Source organism: Moorena sp. SIO4E2 (assembly GCF_010671945.1).
In the GTDB taxonomy this organism is placed as follows: domain Bacteria; phylum Cyanobacteriota; class Cyanobacteriia; order Cyanobacteriales; family Coleofasciculaceae; genus Moorena; species Moorena producens.
In genome coordinates, this window is record NZ_JAAHIE010000014.1 from 1 (window position 1) to 24,542 (window position 24,542).

24 protein-coding genes, 2 tRNA genes and 2 pseudogenes are annotated in these 24,542 nt (G+C 45.3%); 16 read left to right on the forward strand and 12 right to left on the reverse strand.

What is annotated here, in order from left to right:
- The 5 genes and pseudogenes from iscB to F6K37_RS02735 form a co-directional block, all read right to left on the reverse strand.
- A partial coding sequence (gene iscB, locus F6K37_RS02720; protein WP_287248012.1) for an RNA-guided endonuclease IscB occupies nt 1-388 on the reverse strand: 388 nt, incomplete at its 3' end.
- Nucleotides 389-596: 208 nt separating this feature from the next.
- Nucleotides 597-953 carry a sodium:solute symporter family transporter gene (locus F6K37_RS44455; protein ID WP_008190749.1) on the reverse strand — a complete coding sequence of 119 codons (357 nt, stop codon included), beginning with the start codon at nt 951-953 and terminating at the stop codon, nt 597-599.
- Nucleotides 877-1,146, reverse strand: coding sequence for a hypothetical protein (locus tag F6K37_RS02725; RefSeq protein ID WP_044495541.1), 270 nt, complete (start codon nt 1,144-1,146; stop codon nt 877-879). The genes F6K37_RS44455 and F6K37_RS02725 overlap by 77 nt, the downstream gene beginning before the upstream one ends.
- An 845-nt stretch (nt 1,147-1,991) precedes the next feature.
- Nucleotides 1,992-2,294, reverse strand: coding sequence for an ATP-binding protein (locus F6K37_RS02730; RefSeq protein ID WP_044495539.1), 303 nt, complete (start codon nt 2,292-2,294; stop codon nt 1,992-1,994).
- A pseudogene (locus F6K37_RS02735) lies at nt 2,209-2,403 on the reverse strand (transposase); the annotation flags it as partial. The pseudogene F6K37_RS02735 and the gene F6K37_RS02730, both read right to left, overlap by 86 nt.
- Nucleotides 2,404-3,002: 599 nt before the next feature.
- Between F6K37_RS02735 and F6K37_RS02740 the strand changes: the two are divergent.
- Nucleotides 3,003-3,605: a DUF1517 domain-containing protein gene (locus F6K37_RS02740; RefSeq protein WP_008190740.1), complete on the forward strand. Its 603-nt coding sequence runs from the start codon at nt 3,003-3,005 to the stop codon at nt 3,603-3,605.
- Between the two features lie 206 nt (nt 3,606-3,811).
- Complete coding sequence (locus F6K37_RS02745) at nt 3,812-4,696, forward strand: hypothetical protein (RefSeq protein WP_287248018.1); 885 nt, start codon at nt 3,812-3,814, stop codon at nt 4,694-4,696.
- A gap of 98 nt (nt 4,697-4,794) precedes the next feature.
- Here F6K37_RS02745 and F6K37_RS02750 read toward each other — a convergent pair.
- Both F6K37_RS02750 and F6K37_RS02755 read right to left on the reverse strand, forming a co-directional pair.
- A tRNA-Gln gene (locus tag F6K37_RS02750) sits at nt 4,795-4,866 on the reverse strand.
- 189 nt (nt 4,867-5,055) lie between these two features.
- Nucleotides 5,056-6,282: pseudogene (locus tag F6K37_RS02755) on the reverse strand (R3H domain-containing nucleic acid-binding protein); the annotation flags it as partial.
- A gap of 244 nt (nt 6,283-6,526) precedes the next feature.
- Here F6K37_RS02755 and F6K37_RS02760 point away from each other — a divergent pair.
- Genes F6K37_RS02760 through F6K37_RS02770 form a run of 3 tightly spaced genes read left to right on the forward strand, consistent with a single transcriptional unit; the run spans nt 6,527 to nt 11,695 of the window.
- On the forward strand, nt 6,527-8,875 hold the full coding sequence (locus F6K37_RS02760) for a hypothetical protein (RefSeq protein ID WP_287248020.1): 2,349 nt from the start codon (nt 6,527-6,529) through the stop codon (nt 8,873-8,875).
- 53 nt (nt 8,876-8,928) lie between these two features.
- Complete coding sequence (locus F6K37_RS02765) at nt 8,929-10,863, forward strand: iron uptake porin (RefSeq protein ID WP_008187931.1); 1,935 nt, start codon at nt 8,929-8,931, stop codon at nt 10,861-10,863.
- Between the two features lie 13 nt (nt 10,864-10,876).
- Complete coding sequence (locus F6K37_RS02770) at nt 10,877-11,695, forward strand: hypothetical protein (RefSeq protein ID WP_008187932.1); 819 nt, start codon at nt 10,877-10,879, stop codon at nt 11,693-11,695.
- A 52-nt stretch (nt 11,696-11,747) separates the two neighbouring features.
- On the opposite strand, the gene F6K37_RS02775 is transcribed toward F6K37_RS02770, so the two are convergent.
- The 4 genes from F6K37_RS02775 to F6K37_RS02790 all read right to left on the reverse strand — a co-directional run bounded on the left by F6K37_RS02775 (nt 11,748) and on the right by F6K37_RS02790 (nt 14,813).
- Nucleotides 11,748-12,131: a hypothetical protein gene (locus tag F6K37_RS02775; protein WP_008187933.1), complete on the reverse strand. Its 384-nt coding sequence runs from the start codon at nt 12,129-12,131 to the stop codon at nt 11,748-11,750.
- Nucleotides 12,132-12,480: 349 nt separating this feature from the next.
- Nucleotides 12,481-12,828 carry a ribulose bisphosphate carboxylase small subunit gene (locus F6K37_RS02780; RefSeq protein WP_008187934.1) on the reverse strand — a complete coding sequence of 116 codons (348 nt, stop codon included), beginning with the start codon at nt 12,826-12,828 and terminating at the stop codon, nt 12,481-12,483.
- A gap of 84 nt (nt 12,829-12,912) precedes the next feature.
- The gene (rcbX, locus tag F6K37_RS02785) at nt 12,913-13,302 is read right to left on the reverse strand and encodes a RuBisCO chaperone RbcX (RefSeq protein ID WP_287248023.1); all 390 of its coding nucleotides are present in this window, start codon (nt 13,300-13,302) and stop codon (nt 12,913-12,915) included.
- An 80-nt stretch (nt 13,303-13,382) separates the two neighbouring features.
- Complete coding sequence (locus F6K37_RS02790; RefSeq protein ID WP_008187936.1) at nt 13,383-14,813, reverse strand: form I ribulose bisphosphate carboxylase large subunit; 1,431 nt, start codon at nt 14,811-14,813, stop codon at nt 13,383-13,385.
- Between the two features lie 811 nt (nt 14,814-15,624).
- Here F6K37_RS02790 and F6K37_RS02795 point away from each other — a divergent pair.
- Nucleotides 15,625-16,785 carry a ligand-binding sensor domain-containing protein gene (locus tag F6K37_RS02795; protein ID WP_287248024.1) on the forward strand — a complete coding sequence of 387 codons (1,161 nt, stop codon included), beginning with the start codon at nt 15,625-15,627 and terminating at the stop codon, nt 16,783-16,785.
- A 136-nt stretch (nt 16,786-16,921) separates the two neighbouring features.
- Here the strand turns inward: F6K37_RS02795 and F6K37_RS02800 are convergent, their stop codons facing one another.
- Nucleotides 16,922-17,647 (reverse strand): hypothetical protein, encoded by a 726-nt coding sequence (locus tag F6K37_RS02800; RefSeq protein ID WP_008187938.1) that lies wholly within the window; start codon nt 17,645-17,647, stop codon nt 16,922-16,924.
- A 111-nt stretch (nt 17,648-17,758) separates the two neighbouring features.
- Between F6K37_RS02800 and cobU the strand changes: the two genes are divergently transcribed.
- The 10 genes from cobU to rplA form a co-directional block, all read left to right on the forward strand.
- Complete coding sequence (gene cobU, locus F6K37_RS02805) at nt 17,759-18,364, forward strand: bifunctional adenosylcobinamide kinase/adenosylcobinamide-phosphate guanylyltransferase (RefSeq protein ID WP_008187939.1); 606 nt, start codon at nt 17,759-17,761, stop codon at nt 18,362-18,364.
- A 98-nt stretch (nt 18,365-18,462) separates the two neighbouring features.
- Nucleotides 18,463-18,885: a hypothetical protein gene (locus F6K37_RS02810; RefSeq protein WP_287248025.1), complete on the forward strand. Its 423-nt coding sequence runs from the start codon at nt 18,463-18,465 to the stop codon at nt 18,883-18,885.
- A gap of 520 nt (nt 18,886-19,405) precedes the next feature.
- Nucleotides 19,406-20,578, forward strand: a complete 1,173-nt coding sequence (locus F6K37_RS02815; RefSeq protein ID WP_131827128.1) for a zinc metalloprotease — start codon at nt 19,406-19,408, stop codon at nt 20,576-20,578.
- Nucleotides 20,579-20,690: 112 nt separating this feature from the next.
- The gene (rplS, locus tag F6K37_RS02820; RefSeq protein ID WP_287248026.1) at nt 20,691-21,053 is read left to right on the forward strand and encodes a 50S ribosomal protein L19; all 363 of its coding nucleotides are present in this window, start codon (nt 20,691-20,693) and stop codon (nt 21,051-21,053) included.
- Between the two features lie 179 nt (nt 21,054-21,232).
- Nucleotides 21,233-21,382: a hypothetical protein gene (locus F6K37_RS02825; protein WP_158026589.1), complete on the forward strand. Its 150-nt coding sequence runs from the start codon at nt 21,233-21,235 to the stop codon at nt 21,380-21,382.
- A gap of 351 nt (nt 21,383-21,733) precedes the next feature.
- A tRNA-Trp gene (locus F6K37_RS02830) sits at nt 21,734-21,806 on the forward strand.
- A 682-nt stretch (nt 21,807-22,488) separates the two neighbouring features.
- On the forward strand, nt 22,489-22,716 hold the full coding sequence (gene secE, locus F6K37_RS02835; protein WP_008188891.1) for a preprotein translocase subunit SecE: 228 nt from the start codon (nt 22,489-22,491) through the stop codon (nt 22,714-22,716).
- The gene (gene nusG, locus F6K37_RS02840) at nt 22,716-23,333 is read left to right on the forward strand and encodes a transcription termination/antitermination protein NusG (protein ID WP_008188893.1); all 618 of its coding nucleotides are present in this window, start codon (nt 22,716-22,718) and stop codon (nt 23,331-23,333) included. The genes secE and nusG overlap by 1 nt, the downstream gene beginning before the upstream one ends.
- A gap of 10 nt (nt 23,334-23,343) precedes the next feature.
- Entirely contained in the window at nt 23,344-23,769 is a 426-nt protein-coding gene (gene rplK, locus F6K37_RS02845) for a 50S ribosomal protein L11 (RefSeq protein ID WP_287248027.1), read from the forward strand.
- Nucleotides 23,770-23,943: 174 nt separating this feature from the next.
- A partial coding sequence (gene rplA / locus F6K37_RS02850; RefSeq protein WP_287248028.1) for a 50S ribosomal protein L1 occupies nt 23,944-24,542 on the forward strand: 599 nt, incomplete at its 3' end.

Consider the following 24,542-nt stretch of genomic DNA (forward strand, 5'->3'; position numbering starts at 1 on the left):
TTAGACTGGGAGCTAACCACCCATCAGGACGTTTACGGTTAAGAAACCGTGGCTGTCGATAACGAGTTTTGCGGTTTCTACGAGAACTTCTCAACTTTCTACGTGAGGTTAAACCATCTCGAATTTGAAGACCTCTGTGGGTTAGTTCCGCACCCCAAACAACCACCTTTTCTTGAACAATTGCTAAACCTGTTGTTTGAGAACCAGGGTCAAGTTTGATCTGATGATTATGTGTCACACATTCCAATTCCTCCAAATCGCATATGATGATTGTGAACGGGTATCTCCTAAAGACCTTAGCCCTTCCTTGTTTGAGCAAGATTCTAGCTCTAGCAGGCTGGCATGGGTCTAATGGTTTTTTGTTTTTATCAAGTACAAAAACTCGCATAATGTGAGTATTCTCCTATTGCTAGGGTAAAGTTCGCTGCGCCAATGTTATCAGTCGGTACTTTCGCGCGTTGCACTTCCTTAACCTGATAAAGATGTTTAACAATCCGGTTCTAGAGCTTGAAACTAGCGTCGCATTTCAAGGTAGGAACTTTAACTCTTGCTGATAACGTAGTCCCTGATGGGACTTGGGCTGGTCAGGTAATGATTCACAAGCCCCCGGATTTATCCGTGGGGTTTGCTACTCCCAGGCTCCTGACAGAGTTCAATGCTAAATAATGAGTTCGCCTTTTCAATAATATCATCAGCATTGCTGGACCGAGGGAACTGGCCACAGCTCCACTAGCAAAAAGAACCAATGAAAACACTGTGGAGGAAATAGAAATCGCCGCAATTACAGCGAGTAGTCCCACCACTAAGGTCATGAATTGCTCGTATTTCACGCCATATTTCCGGGACATCCTCCGATCCAACCCCGGAGAAATATCTCTAGCGATCGCACTGGAACAAACCAGAAGTTGGGAATCCGCTGTAGAGGCAATGACAGAAAAGACACCAGCCAACACAATACCGACTCATAATCCATCCACTGTTTCCCGTTGCTCCAGCACTCAGACCCACAAAGACTTTCCCAAAAGAGCGTGAGCCAAGTAAGTAGTCGGATTCTGTATTATCGGAAGATTTAGCAGCTAGAGCCCCAATCCACAAAAAAATTACTATAAACAATCCAAAACTGAAAATTGTAATACCTGATTCCATTAGTTTTTATCTAAGGTTTTTGAGGTTTAACTGCTCCGGTTTGCGAACTCCCAAGCTATGAATACCATGTATGAATACTATGGTATAAAACTGAAACAAATTCTCCCGGATGTCTGCCACTAAAAATTTTTATTCGCTTTTGGTAATGGGTAATGGTCGTCCAATTAAGGATTAGCCATGACGCCATAATCAGCTCTCTAATTTCTTTTATATAAAGGGGATTAGAGAGCTTTAAAATTTCAAGGCGATACCGTTTCCTACAAGCTATTACACCGATCAGGAAAAAGTTTTTCCTATAGTATCATATTCGATTAAATACCGATAATTTCGGGGGGTTGCTTATACCAAGTTGTGTTCTTGCTATGTTAATCCCGTTGTTACTCGCGTTGGAAGAATAATATTATTGCAAAGCTTAGTGTTCAGTGCTTAGTGTTCAGTGTTGTGCAGGAAGCGTAAATTGACACTCCCCGCCCGCTTATGAGCGGGGATTCTTGGCTCTACGACTCGTCGTGGCTCTTTCAAACCGGAGTCAGAAAAAGTAGAGGACAAATCTCCCCAAGCGTTTAGATCATAGATCTAGGTTTCGGTGTGCCCCACCGTACCTTTTTTATATGAATAGACAGAGGTGCGACCCGTGGCGAATTAAATTCGCCAAGGTCAAGCGCACCTTTATACTTTTTTATCTAAGTTTTTCATAGACGTTGTAGTCGTTAGACCAAATTACGCAATACGTATCTCATACATATTTTTTACGTTGTCTACTTATGATTAGATAGTATTTATCTAGCTTTTTAGTTTATTGTAAGGGTTTTTATTATAACACGCTCTGTGAAAACTGTCAAGTTTTAGCTGAAAAAGAAAGCCGTCCTATAAGGACGGGGCGCGATTACCCAATTTTTTCGGTAAAACGTACTTCCCACTCCAGGCTCAGACTCTACCCCAATCTGTCCCCCGTGATTTTCCACAATCTTCTTGCAGGTGGCTAGACCAATACCAGTGCCAGGATAGTCTACGGGCTTTACTGAAACCTTGACTTGGGGGGATTTCCCTGGTGCTTGAAATTTAATGGCATTGCTGATCAGATTTTGAAAGAGAACAACTTCTAGCTGCTGCGCGAGTATCAAATGAGCGATTGGCAATTGGCTCATCAACCAGAGTCCATAATCTTTCTGCTGGTTGCAATTCCGGTGAGTGAGAAGGTAAAAATATTAAATGCAATCCCTCTGGTAATTCTACCCCCTTACTGGTATGCCATCCAGGGTAAGCGCAAGAAAAACGAACTCATAATATGCTAGGGGAACCGATGTCACAATCAAGGTATCCAATGGTCATTGGCTTCGATCAACCCACTAAAACCACCGCAACTTGGATTCAGTTGTCTCTATTCGACCAGTGCGGGACTTATCGCTCCCCCAAACCCCCTCATCAGTTAACTTGCACTGCCCTAAGCAACTGATTTATTGTTGACGGTTAACGGTTAATGGTTGAGGGTTAACACTCAACCCTCAGAATCTTTCTAGGTGGTGAGATCCCCTTCAACTCAACCCAGTTAGATACATAGAAAACCTGTTGTAGTTTTTTGAGATAAGTGGTATAAAGCGCTACAGAAAAAAAAACGGGGTGTAATCAGGAGTGATGGCTCAGTCAGTTGTGGTTGACTGGTGCAGACGCGATCGCTCCTGTTTTCTTTTGTTATAGGAATTACACAGTTGACTTGGTTTTGCCTACCTAACCCCCTTCCTCTGCCTGAGCAACCCCAGTTTGCGGAGATCCAGTATGGGTAGTGAGCAATGCGCTAGAGTAGGATAGATAGGGTAATTGAGATTAATTAACGGCGTAAGTCAGCCGACAGAAGGATGAGCTCTTGGCGCGATCGCTTAAATAAATTTGGTGGCAAAACTAGATTTGTAGTTTTTCGTTTGTTTGTACACTTAGCTGGTTCAGAAGTAACACCCTTGTTGGGGGTACTCAATCGTGCGGCACGGGAAGCCGTTGAATCAGATGGGGATTTGAAGGTATTAGGGGAAGAACTGGTAGCAATTTGTCAAAACCTCCTACAGCTGCAGATCTACTGGCAATCCGCAGCGAATGAAGGGGATGTCTTCTGGAAAGAAGGAGAAGCTGGGGACTACGTTAATGAACTGTTTACTGACTCAGCTGGGCGCTATCTGTCTGAACCAGATTTCACTACACCCTTAGGTGAAAACGAACCTTTATCCCTACCTGTGACCCAAAACGTAATTGTTATGATCACAGTAGCTTACGAAGGGGAAGTTCCTGAACTAGAAACTAACCTAGCTAGTGTTGAGTACCTCGAAGCAGGTCTAAAGGCATTGATTAATCTCCACTATCAGGAAAGTTTGCAAGCTATTCAGGTTCACTTCTCTCCAGCACAGTTGGGTGATGAACTGACTGATGAGCAAATTTTACTCAATTTCCCGGAACTGGTTCCCCTGTAATCATAAGTAAATTAAATAAATATAGATAGTGTTATAGTTGTCACTATCAGTAAATCAGGTGATGGGGTGATGGGGTGATGGCCAAGACGAACGAAACATCATCCCCAAGTTTTCGTCTTGCAAAGAACGCTAGCCCATAGCAAAGCGCGATTAGACAATAATGATTTAACAGAACAATAGTGATTTAAGAAAACTTTTTTAACTATATGTTACGTACAATTGCGATTTTTGTTCTATCTCTAACCCTATGTTGGACTACAGTAGGGTGTGGTTCTCCTAACTCAAGCCAAGTGTCGCTGAATCGGGGTGGCAATACTTCCTTTACTCCGACTCGGTTGAGTGATGGGAAATATCCCGTACAACAGGCAACCTACGATGATGTTAATGGGGTATATACCCTAATGGTGCTCAATACTCCTGCGGGTAGTCCACCAGTGTTTCGGAGCAGGGATTTGCAGATGGCACGTCTGACTGATGAGCAGGTTGCTGCTGGGGAAAATACGTATCTGAGTATTGATGACAATCAGCCGGTGATGTACCTGACTGAAGACTTCCGGATTGAATATGTCCACAATGTCACTGAGACTAGACCTAATCCTCAAAGTGGTCAACAAGAAACAGTAATCGTGCGTCAGCAATCCAGTTTCTGGGCTCCGTTTGCTGGTGCTTTGGCTGGTCAAGCTATCGGTAGTATGCTATTTCGACCTCAATACTATGTTCCACCAGTTTATCAACCGGGAGGAGTTTTAACTGGTTATGGTGGGTATGGTAACAGCTATAGTCAAGCAGTGAAGCGATATGAAACAAGGTACAAAGCACCGCCACCTGTGGTTAAAAATACTCGCTCTTTCCGCACGACTGGTAGCTTAAGAAAATCTCCTGCAGCTAATCAAGCAACTACTCGTAAAGCCTCACCCAACGCTAATCGCTCCACAGGAAAGGGTTTCGGCTCAAGTCAGTTACGCACCTCTAGTCCATCGAGTACTAAGAAAGCCAAACCCAGAAGCAGTGGTTTTGGCAGCACGAAGCGGACGCGTTCTGGCTTTGGTAGTAGTCGTGGTGGTAGTCGTTCCTTCAGACGCCGCCGCTAGTTTTAACGCCCCTTAAAAACCTAAAAGAAGCTTCTTTTGACTTTAGAAGCTTCTTTTTTTGCTGCACTATCAGGCTAGTTTGCCACTGACTAATATAACTGGGGTGCTAGGATTCGAACCTAGGAATGGCGGGACCAAAACCCGCTGCCTTACCGCTTGGCTACACCCCATTGATTCCACTTCTAAGATGATAACAGATTTGACTGGGAATATGTCAAGTATTTTTTTTGTTATTTTTCCTTTGGCTTAAAGGGTGATGGGGTGATGGGTTGATGGTTACCGGCCGGAAGGAAGACAAAGAGATATTAATGGCATGAGCTATCTTGTCTTTGTCCCCCCTCTTCCTCTTTAACTTAGATTCAGGCCGGATAAATCCGTAAACGTCGATTGGGTTCATCGCCAAAGCTAGAAGACTTGAGGCGATAGTGTTCAACTAACTCGTGTTGCATCTTCCGCACTTTAGGCGATCGCGGCAACAATTCTACGGGTTGGCCTTTGGGAATCACAATTTGCTCAACTGCTAAACGGGCTTCTTCTAGAGCCTCGATTTCATCCTCGCTACCGTTTTGGGCAAATAACTCCAAATCAGCAGCATCGGGAATTGTGGGGTCATCCATGTGCAACAGACGCCTTAATGCCCGAGTAATCTGGGGTATGGAGCTAGCTTTGATGGCGTGAATCGGGATCTGACGAGATTTAGCAATGGACTTGAGCTTGGAGTGGCTTTTGACATGCGATCGCAATCCTAAAACCACATCAGCAGTATCCATGTTTTTTGTCAAGACCACAGGCAAATTTAGGATTTGGATCACTTGCTCGATTTGATGACGACTAATGCCGTAAGGATAGACCTGTAGTGGCAAATCCTCACCATTTGGTCCTAACATCTGCATCCCTTGACCCAAGAGCTCTTGCTGTGACCAAGATTCAGCCAGCAGCTGTTCAAACATGCTATTTTCTCGAGCTGGCTCTGGTTCTTGAAGGGATAGGGGCTTCATCTGTCCAGATGAACGCCAACCTTTTGGTTGGCTAGGAGTCGTTAGGGTAAGGTGACCCCTGCTCCGACCATTTAGGGGAGTGGCAACTGGAGCGCTAGGTACTTCTCGGGTAATGGTGACCTTCCCATTTTCATCTTCTGTCCTGACTGGGGGATTTGGTTGACGTCCCCTGAGCAAATTATCAACCGTGTCCGCAACACTTTCATGTACTACCCAACGCTTACGCTCTAGCATTTCTACAGCGATTTCAAAGGTTGGGGGGGCTTTGCGCTCCAAAACGGTTTTCTGAGAGCCTCGCCGTCTGGCTTCGTCATCGCCTAGGGTGACAGCCTGGATACCGCCTACTAAATCGGAAAGGGTGGGATTTTTAATCAAGTTTTCAATCCGATTGCCGTGAGCAGTTCCCACCAGCATCACCCCCCGTTCCGCAATGGTACGAGCGGCCTGAGCTTCTAGTTCTGTGCCAATTTCATCGATAACGATCACCTCTGGCATATGGTTTTCCACCGCCTCAATCATCACCTGATGCTGATGTTCTGGGCTAGCCACCTGCATCCGTCGGGCTCGACCAATAGCTGGGTGNTATAGCCACTTAACCTGGCACCTAGAGAAAGCTGAAAAGATAGATCAAATTCATCAACTCCTGAAAGAAGAAACTCCAGCAGGAGATAACGGTTGGTATTGGCAGTGTGATAGACAGGGAAACACTGCTAATTTTATCAAGGATGTATCGAGAGCTTGGGCAATAGCAGCAGATAATTTTACAGAAAATCCTACAGAATCGATTAGTCTACAGTGTCGGTATGCTCTGATTACCACATCCCTCAACAGCTTGGCTGGAAAGATTCCTCCAGGGTTAATGGCAGCATTACTGGAGAAAAAAATCTGGACGCCAGCCCAGGGACTAGCTTATGTGCGACAGAGCAAAAATTCTAGTAGTCAAGTAGAGGGTTTGAAGGCAATTAGTAAGTATCTTCCGGCTTCTTTATTACCAGAAGCCTTAGATTGCGCCAGAGGGATTAAGTATGAATACTTCCGAGCCGATGCCTTAATGGCCTTAGCCCCCCAATTACCGGAAGTGTTACCAGAAGCCTTAGATTGCGCCAGAGGGATTTCGGATGAAGAATACCGAGCCTATGCCTTAGTCGCCTTAGCCCCCCACTTACCCGATGTGTTGTTACCCCAAGCCTTAGATTGCGCCATAGCCATTCGGTATAAATACAAACGAGCCGATGCCTTAATCGGCTTAGCCCCCTACTTACCCGAAACGTTGTTACCCCAAGCCTTAGATTGCGTCAGAGGGATTGGGTATGAAAAAGACCGAGCCAGAGCCTTAATCGGCTTAGCCCCCCACTTTCCCGAAGTGTTACCAGAAGCCTTAGATTGCGCCATAGCGATTGGGGATGAAGACCACCGAGTCGATGCCTTAATCGGCTTAGCACCCTACTTAACGGAAGTTTTGTTACACCAAGCCTTAGATTACGCCAGAGCCATTCGGCATGAATCCTCCCGAGCTTTATTAGTCGGCTTAGCCCCCCACTTACCCGATCTGTTACCGGAAGCTTTAGATTGCGCCAGAGGGATTTCCCATGAATACCACCGAGTCATAGCCTTAGTGGCCTTAGCCCCCCACTTTCCCGAAGTGTTACCAGAAGCCTTAGATTGCGCCAGAGCCATTCGGTATGAATACGAAAGAGCTAATGCCTTAATCGCCTTAGTCCCCCTCTTACCCCAAGTGTTACACCAAGCCTTAGATTGCGCCATAGCCATTCAGAATGAATACGACCGATCCTATGTCTTAATCAGCTTAGCCCCCCACTTACCCGAAACCTTGTTACCAAAAGCCTTAGATCGCGCCATAGCGATTGGGGATGAAAAAGACCGAGCCAGAGCCTTAATCGGCTTAGCCACCCACTTACCCGAAACGTTGTTACCCCAAGCCTTAGATTGCGCCATAGCGATTGGGGATGAATCCCACCGAGCCGATGCCTTAGTCGGCTTAGCCCCCCACTTACCTCAAGTGTTACCAGAAGCCTTAGATTGCGCCAGAGGGATTTGGGATGAATCCCACCGAGCTAATGCCTTAATCGGCTTAGCCCCCCACTTCCCACAAGTGTTACCAGAAGCCTTAGATTGCGCCATAGCGATTGAGGATGAATCCCACCGAGCTAATGCCTTAATCGGCTTAGCCTCCTACTTCCCACAAGTGTTACCAGAAGCCTTAGATTGCGCCATAGCGATTGGGGATGAATCCCACCGAGCTAATGCCTTAATCGGCTTAGCCCCCCACTTACCCCAAGTGTTACCAGAAGCCTTAGATTGCGCCATAGCGATTGGGGATGAATCCCACCGAGCTAATGCCTTACTCCGCTTAGCCCCCCACTTACCCCAAGGGTTATTACCAAAAGCCTTAGATGTCGCCAGAGCTCTTGAGGATGAATTCCACCGAGCAAAAGTCTTACTCGGCTTAGCCCTCCTCTTACCTCAAGTGTTACCAGAAGCCTTAGAGGCCGCCAGAGCCCTTCGGTCTGAATTCTCCCGAGCCGATGCCTTAAAGGACTTAGCCCCCTACTTCCCACAAGTGTTACCAGAAGCCTTAGATGCTGCCAGAGCGATTGGGGATGAATTCTCCCGAGTCCATGTCTTAAAGGACTTAGCCCCCCACTTCCCACAAGTGTTACCAGAAGCCTTAGATTGTGCCAGAGCCCTTCGGTCTGAATTCTCCCGAGCCGATGCCTTAATCGCCTTAGCCCCCCACTTCCCACAAGTGTTACCAGAAGCCTTAGATTGCGCCAGAGCCATTGGGCATGAATCCTCCCGAGCAAAAGCCTTACTCGGCTTAGCCCCCCACTTACCTCAAGTGTTACCAGAAGCATTAGACTGCGCCAGAGCCCTTGGGGATGAATCCCAGCAAGCATTAGCCTTAATCAGCTTAGCCCCCCACTTACCTCAAGTGTTACCAAAAGCCTTAGATTGCGCCAGAGCGATTGGGGATGAATCCTCCCGAGCCCATGTCTTACAGGACTTAATTAAGACCTTAACTCCTTCGTCAGTTGATTTTCCTTTTTGGCAACAAATTCTTGATAGTTTAGCTAGTCTAACCCGTCCCAATTTTCTTAAAGTAATAAATTCAAGGATAAAGACGATTTGGTTTTCTGTTTATTTTAATAAAAACTACTAAAAGAGCCACCCTCAACCCATCTCTAAACTTTTTTTCAGTGTGCAGGAGTGACCATGAAAACTCAAAAACTCTTACTCCTTTTCCTATCAGGAGTAACCGGATTGCTATTAACTGCCCCCAAAACCTGGGCACTAACCGACAATTTACAACCTGGAAGCTGGTCTTACGAAGCCTTGAGAGAACTAGTTGAGTTTTCTGGCTGTACCACAGACAAGAGCGCCTTTGTAAACAATGAAGCCTTAACCCGTTCTGAATTTGCTGCTATCTTAAGTGCTTGTCAACAGCATATCGCCCAAACTTATAGCGCCGTATCAGAAGACGCAGTTATTCAACATCACCGAGCCAGACTAGAACGACTGCTTAAGGATTTTGATGCAGAACTCGGTATAGTCTTATTAGACAAAATCGAGAGTGTTAATACACCAACAACGACCAATCCAGTCAGTCCCAGGGTTGATCAACTCAGCGAACCCACATCAACAGTTCCAGAACTACCAGAACAATCAACATCCCTGGAACCATCACCTGAAATTGATGGCACAGCCATGACTCAGGTAACCAATATTGTCCAACTCCAAGATGTGCAACCGGGGGACTGGGCATTTGAAGCACTACGAAGTTTAATAGAACGCTATGGTTGTATTGCCGGATACCAAGATAGGACTTTTCAAGGCAACCGAGCCTTAACTCGCTATGAATTTGCCGCAGGTTTGAACGCCTGTATGGAACAGATTGAGAGACTGGTTGCGGTTGAAAGTGCTAATCGTATTTCTGAAGAAGATTTAGCCACATTACAACAATTAGCTAATCAATTTAACCCAGAATTAGCCCAACTAAAAACACGGGTAGATAACCTAGACAGTCGAGTTGCTTTCCTAGAGGAGCATCAGTTTTCCACCACTGTCAAATTTGGAGGAGAAGTTATTTTTGGCCTAGCTGCTGCTGAAGGAGGCAATCCACCAGGCACAGGAGATGCTAACATTGTTCTTAATTATCTTGTCCGCATTGGAACTGTTGCTTCATTCACAGGCAGAGATCGTCTGCGTATTGTTTTAGCTTCCGGTAATTTCGATGATGGTGGTTTTGCCAACCCCAATGTACTCAATACTTTTGCCGCCTTACTGTCTTACCAAGACGATCTCGATAATGATGTGGTTTTAGATAGCTTAGAATACCGATTTGCCATTAGTGACCGAGTTGTCTTTACTATAAAACCAGTCGGTTTTAGTTTAGGTAGTGTCCTTACTGCTAACAGTCCCTTCTTGGATGTGGGTATAGGTTCTATCTCTCGTTTCGGCGAAGCCAGTCCACTTTTCAAAATTGGCGCTCTCGATGCGGGGGTTGGTTTAGACTGGTTTGTAGCAGATCCACTCCGTTTACAAGTTGCTTACGGAACCCGGAATAGCAGTAGCCCTAGTGAGGGTTTTATTAGTCCAGATCATAGTGCTTTAGGAGTGCAATTATTGTTTACCCCAGCCAATAACATGGCGGCTGGACTACACTATATTAATGCCTACGCCAATGATGGTCAGTTAAATACTTTCGCAGGTAGCTTTAACGCTGATACTTCTAGTCTACTGCTTCAAGAAACTCAGACCCATGCTGTGGGCGGTAGCTTACAGTGGCGTTTTACTGATAACCTTACCTTTGCGGGTTGGGGAGGATATACCTTCACTAATGCTTTGGCATCAGATGATTTTGCTAATGCCAGCACTTACTTGCTTTCCTTAGCCTTTTCAGATCCTTTTGGTCAAGAAGGAAGTTTACTAGGCTTAATCATTGGTCAACCTCTAAAATTAGAGAACGGCAATGGTTTACTTTTAGGAGAAGATAACGCCACTTCAATTCACTATGAAATTTTCTATCGCCACAAATTTAGCAACAATATCTATATTACTCCAGGATTTTTTATGGTTACTGATCCTGGACATATAGAAGAAAACAACGATATTTATATCGGTGTACTCCGTGCCACTTTTCGTTTCTAAAACAGGATAGCTTATGTTAAAACTGCACAAATATTCTTGGCAATTTATTCGACAAGCTTTTTTAGTCGGAATATGCTTTTACAGTTTCAATAGTACTTTGGGCAATATTGTCAAAGCAGACGAAGTACCCAGCAATAACCGAACTTGTACCAACAATAGGGTTGCTCAAGCTGACTCAACCAACCCTTCTGAAACAGAACAATCACAAGCCCCAGCAGGAATAATAGACATAGACTGTCGTCGGGATATCCGAAAAATAAAATCTTTCTTACAAAATGCTCTCAATGGAGTCAGTGACCCTCTGCTTGATCGAGGAAGCACAGATACCCAAATTGGCACTGCCTTAAGACCAGGTATCAATGCTGATGCCATTCTTAATGTTAATGTTAATAACCCTGCTGGTGGTGTAACTATTCCCATCCTTTCACCAGGTTTTCGCTCTCCTAGTGCTGCACCTATGATGATCAGTTTTCCGGGTCAGCTTGATGCTCTAGGAAACTTTACTTTTAATGTTATGGACCCTGTCGTTTCGTCGTCCATGGGTGGGGCTCATATTGGTGGGTTGCCCGATTCTGTGTTTACTTTCAACGTTGGAACTACAGAATTTACTGCGAACCAATCCTTGGATGTCAGAAACAACTTTGTCAGAGCAATTTCAGACTCACCAGACGAAAACCAAACAGTATTTCGGATGCTTGGTATTATCATCAATCCTGATGATTCCTCTAGCGTTACTTCTGCTGGAGTTACTCCTGAGAGTGTTCCTACCGGTCAAGTGCCAATAATTTCTCTTCCTGGAGGTGTGATGAGAGGTTCTATGCCAGATCGCTAACGAGACTTGGCCTAGAAAAAGATACCACTAGAGCCAAGTTAGTGTAAGTCATTCACCGATTTTCTAAACCTTTAACTCTTTGCTCTAAGGCATTCATTCTTTCCTCTAAATCTAATTTGTCAGATTCTTGGGTGATGCTATATCCAATTAATCGTTCTAATATCCTTTCTTGTCGTTGTTGCTTTTCTTGAGACCTTAATTGTATTTCTTGTAGTTCACGTTGACCAACTTGTAGTTCACGTTGACCAACTTGTAGTTCACGTTGACCAACTTGTAGTTCACGTTGACTAGCTAGGATCTGTTCTAATATCCTTTCTTGTTGTTGTTGGTTCTCTTGAAACCTTAATTGTGTTTCTTGTAGTTCACGTTGAACAGCTAGCATCTGTTCTATTGTTGCTTCAATTCGATCTAATCTGTTGGAGCCGTTGTTAGTCATTGTTAATTTATTAATTAACCCAGGTTCTATCTATAGCCCTTGGCCAAGGGCTATATTCTATTATGACTTCTAACTGCTAAGTCCTGACTGTTGGATAAAGTTGGTTATCTTGATGCAAAGCGCGACTGACGGGAACCCCACAGGAGTAGGTTTTTTAAATTTGGGTCGGGAGTTGGGAGTATGGGACTCACCCCTAACCCCGACCAGAAGGGGCTTTGGCTCCCTCAACCATGAATTTTAGGGTCAAGAATGAAACAGCCCCCCAAGCGAGCAATCCCTCGCTTGGGGGGCTAATAATAGCATTTCAGGCAAGCATGAATGCCTTAGCCTTTAGTAGTAAAAGCTGCGGTTACCAACGGCTGCGGCTAACACCTTCATTGGGCTTGTGAATGATGAAGCTAAGAACTTGGCACTGCTTAACGTTATCAAAACCCACAACCCGGATATAGCAGTCGCGGTATTCAGAGCGACACTCATCCACTTCAGCTAGCACATCTTTAGGTGAGGTAGCCTTGAACAAAGGCAGTTTCCATAATGTCCAGTAGTAAATCTCTGGTTCAGAGCTTTCGTTGAACTCGATCGCGGGAATGTAACCTTCTGCTAAGATGTACTCCACTTGCCGCATAATCTGAGCGTCACTCAGGGGAGGTAAGTAGGAAAGGGTTTCGTAACGACGCTCTTTTGGTAATGTTTTCATAGATTTTGATGCTCTGTTTGATTCTCTGTTGAAGTATAGGTATGAAATTTGGGGGATACCAGGTCACATCTTCGGTTGAACCAATTAGGTGTCCGAATCAGTTTTCTGCTCAGAATTAGTTGGGTTATCTGGAAGAGTGAATTGCGTGATGCGCTCAAGATGCCGACGCCGATGTTCTATATTCGACTGCTGGATAGTAGTGCAAACCATTTCAGGTAAGAACTCGGCCACTTCGTCTGCGATATGTTGCCGCACAGTCATAATCCGTAAGGCTAATTCAGGTTTAGCCTGCAGTAATTCCTCAAGATAAGCGTCTCCATCTTGGATACTTTGTTGTGAGGAAAAAGACTGTAGCCAAAGCGCTCGAGGAGGGTCGGTTTCTCTTAACTGGTTTACCACTGTCCGCAGTGCTTGATAGGTCATATAGCTAGCGAGCACCTTGGCTGTATCTTTCGCAACTCGTTTTAAATCCATGGTTGAACCCAGTCGTTTGGAAAAAGTATGAAGTCTAAAGTATGGCGTTTCATACTTCAAACTTCACAGCTCAAACTGCATCAGACTGTATCCATTGCCTCGAACTCGAACTTGATTTCCTTCCACAGTTCGCAAGCAACTGCCAACTCAGGACTCCACTTAGCAGCTTCCCGGATCACGTCACCACCTTCACGCATCAGGTTACGACCTTCGTTACGAGCTTGAATACAAGCTTCTAGAGCTACCCGGTTTGCAGTAGCACCAGGAGCATTACCCCATGGGTGACCTAGAGTACCACCACCGAATTGTAGGCAGGAATCATCACCAAAGATTTCGACTAGCGCAGGCATGTGCCAAACGTGAATACCACCAGAAGCCACTGGCATTACACCAGGCATGGAAGCCCAGTCTTGAGTGAAGTAAATACCCCGTTCGCGGTCTTGCTCAATGTGGTCTTCCCGCATCAGGTCAACGAAGCCCATGGTGATACCTTTTTCACCTTCAAGCTTACCGACTACAGTACCGGAGTGGAGGTGGTCACCACCGGACATGCGCAAGCACTTAGCCAAGACACGGAAGTGCATACCGTGGTGTTTCTGACGGTCAATCACAGCGTGCATAGCGCGGTGGATGTGCAGCAGAACCCCATTATCACGGCACCAACGAGCCAGAGTGGTGTTGGCGGTAAAGCCACCAGTGAGGTAGTCGTGCATGATGATGGGCATGTTGAGTGATTTAGCAAACTCAGCCCGCTTCATCATCTCCTCGCAGGTGGGAGCAGTGACGTTGAGGTAGTGACCTTTGATTTCGCCAGTTTCAGCTTGGGATTTGTGGATTGCGTCTGCTACGAACAAGAAGCGATCGCGCCAGCGCATGAAGGGCTGGGAGTTAATGTTTTCGTCGTCTTTGGTGAAGTCCAGACCACCGCGCAAGCACTCATATACTGCACGACCGTAGTTCTTAGCGGATAGACCTAGCTTGGGCTTAATGGTACAACCGAGCAAAGGACGACCATACTTATTCAACTTGTCCCGCTCTACAACAATCCCGTGGGGTGGTCCCTGGAAGGTTTTGAGGTAAGCAATGGGAATCCGCAAGTCTTCTAAACGCAGTGCTCGCAGAGCTTTGAAACCAAATACGTTACCCACGATGGAGGTCAGCATGTTGGTGACTGAGCCTTCTTCAAACAGATCCAGTGGGTAGGCAATAAAGCAGATGAACTGGTTGTCTTCCCCACGTACTGGTTCGATGTCGTAGCAACGACCTTTGTAACGGTCTAGGTCAGTCAGCAAGTCAGTCCAAACTGTTGTCCAGGTACCCGTAGAAGACTCAGCTGCAACCGCTGCACCGGCTTCTTCCGGAGGTACACCAGGCTGCGGTGTTACGCGAAACGCTGCCAAAATATCCGTATCTTTTGGAGTATAATCTGGCGTATAATAGGTTAATTTATAGTCTTTTACACCGGCATCGTAGCCAGCTTTTGTCTGAGTCCTGGTTGATGAGTAAGACATGCGTTGCTTCCTTAGGAACTACTGAATGTTGCTATCGCTAGAAGAGATTTTCTTTTCTTAGTGTTGTGTGTTGCTCCTAGCTAAGAGAACACACAACCCATCTAGGCTTGTTGTCTAAGCCTGAAGAAGGGCACAACACCGATTCCACAATCACCTGTTTGTGGCTAATGTTGGGGATTACCTGTAGCTTTACTTACTAACCCAACCGCTCCGCTGATTGGTAAACGGTTGCTAGTCAGTCAAGTCGCTAAGGCAATTCAGGATTTCTTAATCATTTTGAAATATAGCAGGTAATGGGATCACTTGAACCTCAAATATTCTTTAGGAATGTATCAGCTCCTCTTATAACGTCACTAAATGTAAATATTTATCACATTTTTGTAACAAAAACGATAAAATTGACTATAATAGGTTCCTTGACAAGGTTGGGCAGCGGGCTTAGAAAACAAAACCAGATAAATAAAACTTGAACAGTTGCGCGATAGATCGTGAGGCTGCAACCATTGCGCCCCGACAATCGCCCCTAAAATTAGGATTGAGCAACGGATGCAAGGGTAAGTCCTGATGGATGCATCTCATTTTTGGTGTTTGACCCCGTGGTGCGTTACGGGGCAGACTTTCCCAAGGCTGGCTACGAGGCTGAAAATGACGGCGAGCCCTTCGGTGGTGCGTTACGGGGCTACTGGCTACGAAGTTGAATATGATGGCAATCCCCCCTAACGCACCCTACGTATCCTACGCAACATTTTCAAATATGAGATGCACCCAGTCGTGATCAACTAAAGGCTTAATCAAGAAGATGCTGGAAATAATGGCATGGTTAACTAACTGCTTAACTAACCGGTTAACTAATCGGTTAACTAACCGTATCGCTCTGGTAGTCAGTGCTACACTGCTGGGGCAAATCTTACCTGTGTCAATCCCAGACAGTGAGCCAAACAACCATTTCTCAACAGCGATCGCTCAAACACAGTTATCCACTGACTCAGTAAACAAAGAGGTATCCCCCCCCACGTCCCTTAGAAACCCTCCGCCCCCAACTAGACCTTTGCCTGATCAACGCCTCAGGCAAGAAACCCAGCCCCTGCCAGCGGATTTTCGGGTGTCTGCCTTGCAACCAGATTTTACTGGTGAGCTTTGGGTGGGCTCTTGGCTAGGATTAACTAGAATTGACCCTAATACTGGAAAAATCCGCACTCGCCTAAGTCTCCCCAATTACACTGTTGGTGCGATAGCTCAGGATCGGGTAGGGCGGATTTGGGTAGGAACCTATGAAGGACTATTGCGTATAGACCCCCGTAATAATGAAATTAATGCCCAAAACTTTACCTTACCGTCTAATAATGTGTTGTCCCTGTTGATTGACACTCGTGGCTATCTTTGGGTGGGAAGCGATCGCGGTCTGGCTCTGATTAGCCCTGACCAGGGATTGTTGATGACAACGTTACAAAAATTACCCGGTGTCAGTGCCAATGCTCTGACTCTAGATCAAGAGGGTCAGCTGTGGGTGGGCACTCTAGAAGGGCTAGTGCGAGTGGATACTGCTAGTGCTTTTGTGATCGCTCGCATCAAGGATTTACCAGGAAACACGGTGCAAACCTTGACCAGAGGACCGGAGGGAATGCTATGGGCTGGCACTCCTAATAGTTTACTGGTGATTAACCCAGACACTTACGAAGTGTTCAGGTCTGTAACTCCCCTAAGAGGACGTAATGTCACTGCTGTCCAGTTTGATCTAGATGGTAATGTTTGGGTTGGTACAGATAATGGCTTATTTAAAATTAAACGAGACAGTGGAGAAGTGTTGGCTAAACTAGGCAAGCTACCTTCTAGTCGTATTCTGGCATTAGCTCCTAATACTGGTAACAAGTTGTGGATCGGAACTTCCGAAGGACTAGCTTGGGTGAGCATGACTACAGGTCGCATCGAACCCCATTTGGGCTTTGTTAGAGAGATTCCAGGTAGTTTTTAGCTGCCAAAGCATCGGCTCATAGTGATCGGCCCATAGTGAGTGCGATCGCAAAAGCGCGGAAGCTGAGGCCGTAGGCCACGCGGGGCGCGTTCGCTTCATTGCGAAGCGTGAGCAAAGGTCAATCGCAAACCTTTAATTAAGGCTTATTCAGCTGAGAGTGCATCACAGTTAATGTTTCTGCTAGTTGACTGAGGCGATCTTCGAGGTATTTTTTCCGAATTAACAGTTGTCGCAGTTTTTGATAACGAGCGATGGCCATGCTCACACTGGGAACCTGATCCGCTGGACAAGACCTTGACCAAGATTGACCCTGCTCATCCAAGCCACAAAGACGGTAACCAGTACGAGGAGATTGATACGTAACATTAGTATTCGATTGCTCAACTCCTTCATCCACATAGTCCATCATCCGGTCACCATTGGCTAGTCTTACGGTTCCTATGGCATCTTGGGGTTGACTCCCTTGAGACTCTAACCAACCATCAACAATTGGGCCTTCTAGGTATAGGTCTTGAATTTGAAGGAGGATTTTGTGCAGTTCCTGCTGCCAACCCAGAACAATTCCCTCAATGTCTTGCAACAGATTCATTGCCAAAGCTGGGTTAGCACCATGGCGATGGTTTCCCAGTTTAGGGTATTTCAATCTAGGCAGAGTCGGTATCTTCTGTTCATCCTGGCGAGTGGGGAACGGTTGTACTGCCATAGAGAAAGAAGGTTCCTTTTTATTTCTACGACTTACTACACCTGCTTGTTGGTGATTAGTTTGATCAGCCACAGCTGGGGATGGTTGTGATGAATCAGTGGCACTAGCTTTTGCTAACTGATTTAGTGTTGTCTCGATCCGTCGCAATTTGGATTTCATGAAGACTGATTTTGTGAGTAAATATAGTTGATGTCAAGGGCTAAGATGCCCATTATTCTCGACGATAGGGTCTATTAATTTTGACTAAAGCGAAGATAACTCCCAATAGCCTTGAATACTACTAAATTTACCAGTACAAAATTGAGCAGTAATTTAATTTTAGTCACCGGACCATCCAGGTCTGGCAAAAGCGAGTGGGCAGAAACCCTGGCCACGCAGACTGGCAAATCGGTAATATACGTCGCTACTGCCACAACCAACCCGGATGATCCAGAGTGGCTGGCTCGGATTGAAAAACATCAGCAGCGACGCCCCAGTTCGTGGACAACCCTTTTGGTACCACTGGACTTGGCAACAACAATTACCAACTATTCTGACATCAATCACTGCCTGTTAGTAGATTCTCTAGGAACCTGGGTTGCCAATTGCCTAGAACAGGATGATACTGTTTGGCAGCAAACCTTACAAAACTTATGGAATAGTTTGACCAAGGTTAAAGGTTCTGTAATTTTTGTTGCAGAAGAGGCTGGCTGGGGAGTGGTTCCAGCTTATCCTATGGGTAGGGCATTTCGCGATCGCTTGGGAAATGTGGTGCGTTATTTGGGGCACTTGGCTAATCCAGTCTACTTAGTCACCGGTGGTCATGTGCTTAATCTCAGTACCCTGGGTCAACCATTACCCTATAATGGTACTGTTGGCGAATCACCTCAAACCTAATTAAATCCATCGCAAGAGGGGAAAGATACCGGCAGTGGAGAAGAAGCCTCCTAGCTCAGTCGTTCATTAACGGATTAAAACTAACTACTAACAAAACCATGGCATCTGAATCACAAGTCAAACGCTATCTCACCTACTGGTTCCAGTTAGGCAAAAAAGTTGTGATGCGCAATGGTTTTTCAGCTATGCAGCCGCAATCATTCACAAATGGCAAGCACTACAGCCAAGAATTTGAAACTATTTGGCAGCTAGCTATTTCACCAGAGACTGGTGATTGTTACCTGGAAGGAACTGAGGCAGCAATTGCGGATTTATTAACACCCAAGTGGGATATACTGCCTTGTGCCCGTTGTGATATGCCTTTAGCCATTAAAACGGCTGGGATACCACCAACCTGTTGTCCCTGTTTTGATCTACCCACATGGCCCAACACAGAATTGCCAGCACCACGAGATCCAGTGTGTAATCAAACCGAACTAAGAGGGATTTGCGATCGCTTAAATAGAATTACTGAGAATTGAATTACTTAAGAGGGTAGAAAAAACAATAAAATACTAGTTTTTAGCTTGTAGAGTCGCCCAAAAAAAGTTTGGTTATTTTGATAATAGCTAAAGAGCTACTCTTATTTAAATGAAACTGAAAGATTTCAGTAAATACGATTAGTTTAATTGCTGCATATGGGGAAGTTTATCTGCCCCATAATCACAGGCGGTATAGCAGTCGCCAGGGCAGTTAGGACATGACAAAAGTCTCACACCCTTTGTAAGCGATGCAGCGCGGTCTTGGGGGTTTCCCCCATGAGCGACTGCATCAAGAAGCGCAAGAGTTTGACTTCTGACTTCTGACTTCTGACTTCTGACTTCTGCTATATTTCGCAATCATAAAATTTACTAGATTTATAAAATTTCCGTATTTTTATTGATGTTATTCAATTAAATTTGATATTTAATTGAATTAAAGCGGATTTCAAAAAAACAGGTCATTTGATATTGAGCAAACTAATCTGCCAATAGATTTTAATGTATGAAAATCAAAAATCTTATGAAAACAAACTCCAAAAACAAACAACCTATGGATTTACTCAAACTGACACAAAACCTATCACTAGCCATCCTAGGGTCTGTTTTGAGCTTCGCCGCCATTGAAGTTGCTAACCCAGGACGCTCTGACGCTTTTGTAATTTTTAACCGGTCTGGTAACACACTCGGAGGTGGCTCCCGATGGGATGCAGCTCCAAGGACTATCCAAGGACAAGATCGTTCCTTGGACGGCGGATTGCGATACTCACTACAGGGCGGTTCCTATCAAGCTTACCGAGATTTATTCACCTGGGATATTGTTCCTAGTGTCAACGAGTTTCAAAATGCCATTGAGGCTGCGTTCAACGCCTGGACTGTAGTTGACCCAGTTTCTGGGTTAGGTACCGATTTGTCATTTGTAGCAGATTTAGAGACATCAGTAATAGGAACCGGTACAGGAGGCGTTCACCCAGATGGTGCCGAGATTGACCTGTTGGCATCGACAGATGCAACTTTCTGGAATCCTGGAAATACCTCACCCCAAGGTGAATCGTTTTTCTATTACATCAACGATACTGTAACTCTCACTTCTGGAACGGAAAATTACGCAGGCTCAAGCGCCATTATCGGGGCAGATATGACCTTCAACAATAATGCCGGAACAGTATATACCCTCGACTTTTTCAGGCGATTGTTGACCCACGAGATCGGTCATGCCATTGGATTAGGGGACATCGAAGGAGACATCAGTGCTAATAGATTTATCGACGACAACTATGATGGCAGTACTAGCGCCACAGCTCTAGCCACATTGAGCAACCCGATTGCCCAACTAATCGATCCCCTCAATCCAGCTGCTTCACCATTTTCATTGTTTACAGTTCCAGATCAGGATCCTGGTGTTGACACCCCAGGCGTAGATATTCTGATGGAATCCCGGGGACTAGGTATAGCTCCAGGGAACCCAGTCACCAACCTTAGCCCATTGGTTAACGATGACTACGCTGGTCGCCAGTTCCTGTATCCAGTGTCATCTGAGGCTAGATTTTCCTCTGAGGCTAGAGTTGATGAACCTACTGCTACATTAGGTTTACTAGCCCTTGGTATTATAGGTGTACGTTTGAGTACTCAAGGCAAAAAAAGCAAGCAACAGAGAGTAGATACACCTACGAGATCAGCTATTTACACCAAATAGACAGACACAGACACAGGTAGTGGTGCTGAAGTCCTACCTTTTCCCAAAAAATTCTAGACTTCAAGTCTTTCTTTGGGATATAATCAAAAACTGGTGCTTTTAGGCAAAAACCATGAATGCTCAAGAAATCATTCGTTCCATAGAAGCGGAACAACTTAAGGACAACGTCCCTACCATCTACGTCGGTGACACCGTGCGTGTAGGGGTACGGATTAAAGAAGGTAATAAGGAACGGATTCAACCCTATGAAGGCACTGTGATTGCCATGCGCAATGGTGGCATTAATGAAACGATTACAGTACGCCGGATTTTCCAAGGGGTTGGTGTGGAACGGGTTTTTCTACTCCATTCTCCAAAAATTGCTAATATAAAAGTAATCCGTCGAGGCAAGGTACGTCGAGCCAAGCTATACTATTTACGCGATCGCGTTGGTAAGGCTACTCGCATCAAACAACGCTTTGACCGTAGTTTATAACCTTTTTCTGGCCTAGCATCAGTTTGGTGTAAATGGCAAAATTAGGGTTAGTAAACAGTTAGAGAAAATGTTGCCGAGTCTACCAAAAACTTTTATTATTTGTTAGACTTAAATTAGGGTAACACCGACAGGGATTATTATGTAACTTAAATTAAAGCCGAAAACCAAGGATTTAATAGTTGCGCTATATCCATACGGTGGAACCAACTTTGTTGACATTTTTATGGCGCTCGCGGGATATTCCCGAGAGCTTTGGGAGATACCCCCTGGATGCTATTGCATCTTGCATTGGCGAACCTTGGTCTATCTTGGTAGACTTTGGTAGCTAAAAAGTATCGGTAAACTAAATAAAGCGAGAGGTTAGTAAACAGTTAGAAAAAATGTTGCCGAGTCTACCAAAAACTTTTATTATTTGTTAGACTTAAATTAGGGTAACACCGACAGGGATTATTATGTAACTTAAATTAAAGCCGAAAACCAAGGGTTTAATAGTTGCGCTATATCCATACGGTGGAACCAACTTTGTTGACATTTTTATGGCGCTCGCGGGATATTCCGTCAGAGCTTTGGGAGATACCCCCTGGATGTGAAAGCATCTTGCATTGGCGATACAGAATTTGCTTTTGGTAGATTTTGGTAGCTAAAAAGTATCGGTTAACCTCTACCTCTCTACTCCATCTGCGTCCTTAGTTCAGTTGGTAGAACGCAGGTCTCCAAAACCTGATGTCGGGGGTTCGAGTCCTCCAGGGCGCGCTCAAAATTGGTAGAATACAAAAGTTAGGTGCGCTCTTACTTGGCGAATTAAATTCTCCAGGGGTCGCACCTGTGCTATGCCAGGGTTTACCTGAGCAAATCCAGTGGTAGTCCGTCAGTTGAGGGGGCTGAGTAGCAGAGTTTGACTCAACCATCAGGACTAGTGGATTATTGTGGCAGGGATCCTACCAGCTAGACTATTGCTGACGCAAGGAGCAGGAAATTGACACCTGTAAATCCCACTTGTGTCTTCTAATCCCTGGCTGGATTAACTCAGCAACATACGCACATAGCACTAAGCACCGACCATGGTAGACAAATTTTGGGTTTAAAGCCCCATCCTTCAACGGAGGGCTTTGAGTTATAATTAGACCTAGCGGTAAAGCGCATATATAAAAAGCGTAGTAGGTCTAGCGGACAGCTTCTGATCCGGAACCCTGGTAGCAAAAATCCTAAATCTTGTATAAATTTGGAAGCCGTAGCACGAGAATTCAATAAATATCTTTCGGTGGGCTTTCCGTTTGGCAAATTTAATTCGCCACGGGTCGCACCGTTCCAAACGCCGCCGGGCAGACGGTGTATGCTTGTGGAGGGTAAAGTCGTTGGACTCCCGGAGAAGCAAGAATCCTCGCTGCGTGATTCACGAGGAGTGTCAATGCGTTGATGGGGGAAAGGAGAAGTTGTGGCGAAGAAAACAAAAGCTGAACCAGAGACTAAAGAAACTGAATCTGGGTTTAACCTAGGTAAGTTCTTCAACGAAACCAAAGAAGAACTCGCTAAAGTCGTTTGGCCTTCTCGGCAACAGTTAATTAGCGAATCAGCAGCGGTATTGTTGATGGTCATTCTGTCTGCCACCATAATTTACTTGGTAGATGGTTTATTTTCCTGGGCATCAGGACAGGTATTTTGATGAGTTTTGCTGCAGACGAATCCCAAGATTTCGATCAACAGGTATCAAAACCTGCAGGTTCACGTTGGTACGCAGTCCAGGTTGCTTCTGGCTGTGAAAAACGGGTTAAAACGAACTTGGAACAGCGTATCCAAACCATGGATGTAGGGGACCGGATTTTGAAAGTGCAGATTCCCCAAACACCTACGGTTAAAATCCGTAAGGATGGTTCTCGGCAACACAGCGAAGAAAAAGTTTTCCCCGGCTATGTGTTAGTCCAGATGGTGATGGATGATGAAGCTTGGCAAGTTGTCAAAAACACACCAAATGTGATTAATTTTGTTGGGGCAGAACAAAAACGCAGCTACGGGCGTGGACGGGGACATGTTAAACCCGTACCCCTCAGCCCTGGCGAAGTGGAGCGGATCTTCAAGCAAGCCGAAGAGCAAGAGCCGATTGTCAAAGTAGATCTGGCAGTAGGGGACAAAATCATTGTGCTATCTGGTCCGTTTAAAGGATTTGAAGGGGAAGTGATTGAAGTTAGCCCCGAAAGGAGCAAACTCAAAGCGTTACTCTCGATCTTTGGGCGGGATACACCAGTAGAATTGGAGTTCAATCAGATTGAAAAAACAAGCTAGACCCTAGATCATGGCTAAAAAAGTTGTTGCATTGATTAAGTTAGCGCTCCCAGCTGGGAAAGCTAACCCAGCTCCCCCCGTCGGACCAGCACTCGGTCAGCACGGGGTCAATATTATGGCATTCTGTAAAGAGTACAATGCCAAAACTGCTGATCAAGCTGGTATGGTGATACCAGTAGAAATTTCAGTGTTTGAGGATCGAAGCTTTACCTTTATCCTCAAAACTCCACCAGCATCTGTATTGATCAAAAAAGCTGCTGGCATTGAGAAAGGGTCAGCACAACCCAACCGCACTAAAGCTGGCAGCCTTACTCGCTCCCAGCTGCAAGAAATCGCCCAAACTAAAATGCCTGACCTCAATGCTAATGATATAGAAGCGGCAATGAGAATTGTGGAAGGCACAGCTAGAAACATGGGTGTAGCCATAACCGATTAGAAGGATGCATAGAAAGAGTGAAGGATGAAGGATGAATTTACACTTTCAACTTTCAACTTTCAACTTTCAACTTTTAACTTTCAACTTTCAACTTTCAACTTTCAACTCCAATGTCTTAAAGTAAACCATAGAGGGGGAGGAGTTTTACTTCGCTAAGTACCCCAGGAGATCTAAATGCCCAAGAAACCATCGCGTCGATTACAAGAACTAAAAAAGAAGGTTGAAGAGCGACCTTATGAACCCATAGAAGCTCTCAAACTCCTCAAAGAAACAGCCACCGCCAAATTTTCGGAATCGGCTGAAGCCCATATTCGCTTAGGAATTGACCCAAAGTATACTGACCAGCAACTGCGCACTACAGTAGCTTTACCGAAGGGAACAGGTCAGACGATACGAGTAGCAGTGATTGCTCGGGGTGAAAAAGTCTCGGAAGCTACTAATTCAGGGGCAGACATTGCCGGTTCTGAGGAGTTAATTGCAGAAATTCAAAACGGGATGATGGATTTTGACCGGCTAATTGCTACGCCGGACATGATGCCCAAAGTAGCCAGATTAGGTCGTCTCCTCGGACCACGGGGCTTGATGCCTTCTCCTAAAGGTGGTACAGTTACTAATGACATAGCTCAGGCAATTCAAGAATTCAAAGCTGGTAAACTAGAATTTAGGGCTGACCGTACTGGCATTGTTCATGTTATGTTTGGTAAGGTATCCTTTAGCCCCGAAGACTTACTGGTGAATCTCAAAGCTTTGCAGGAAACTATCGACCGCCATCG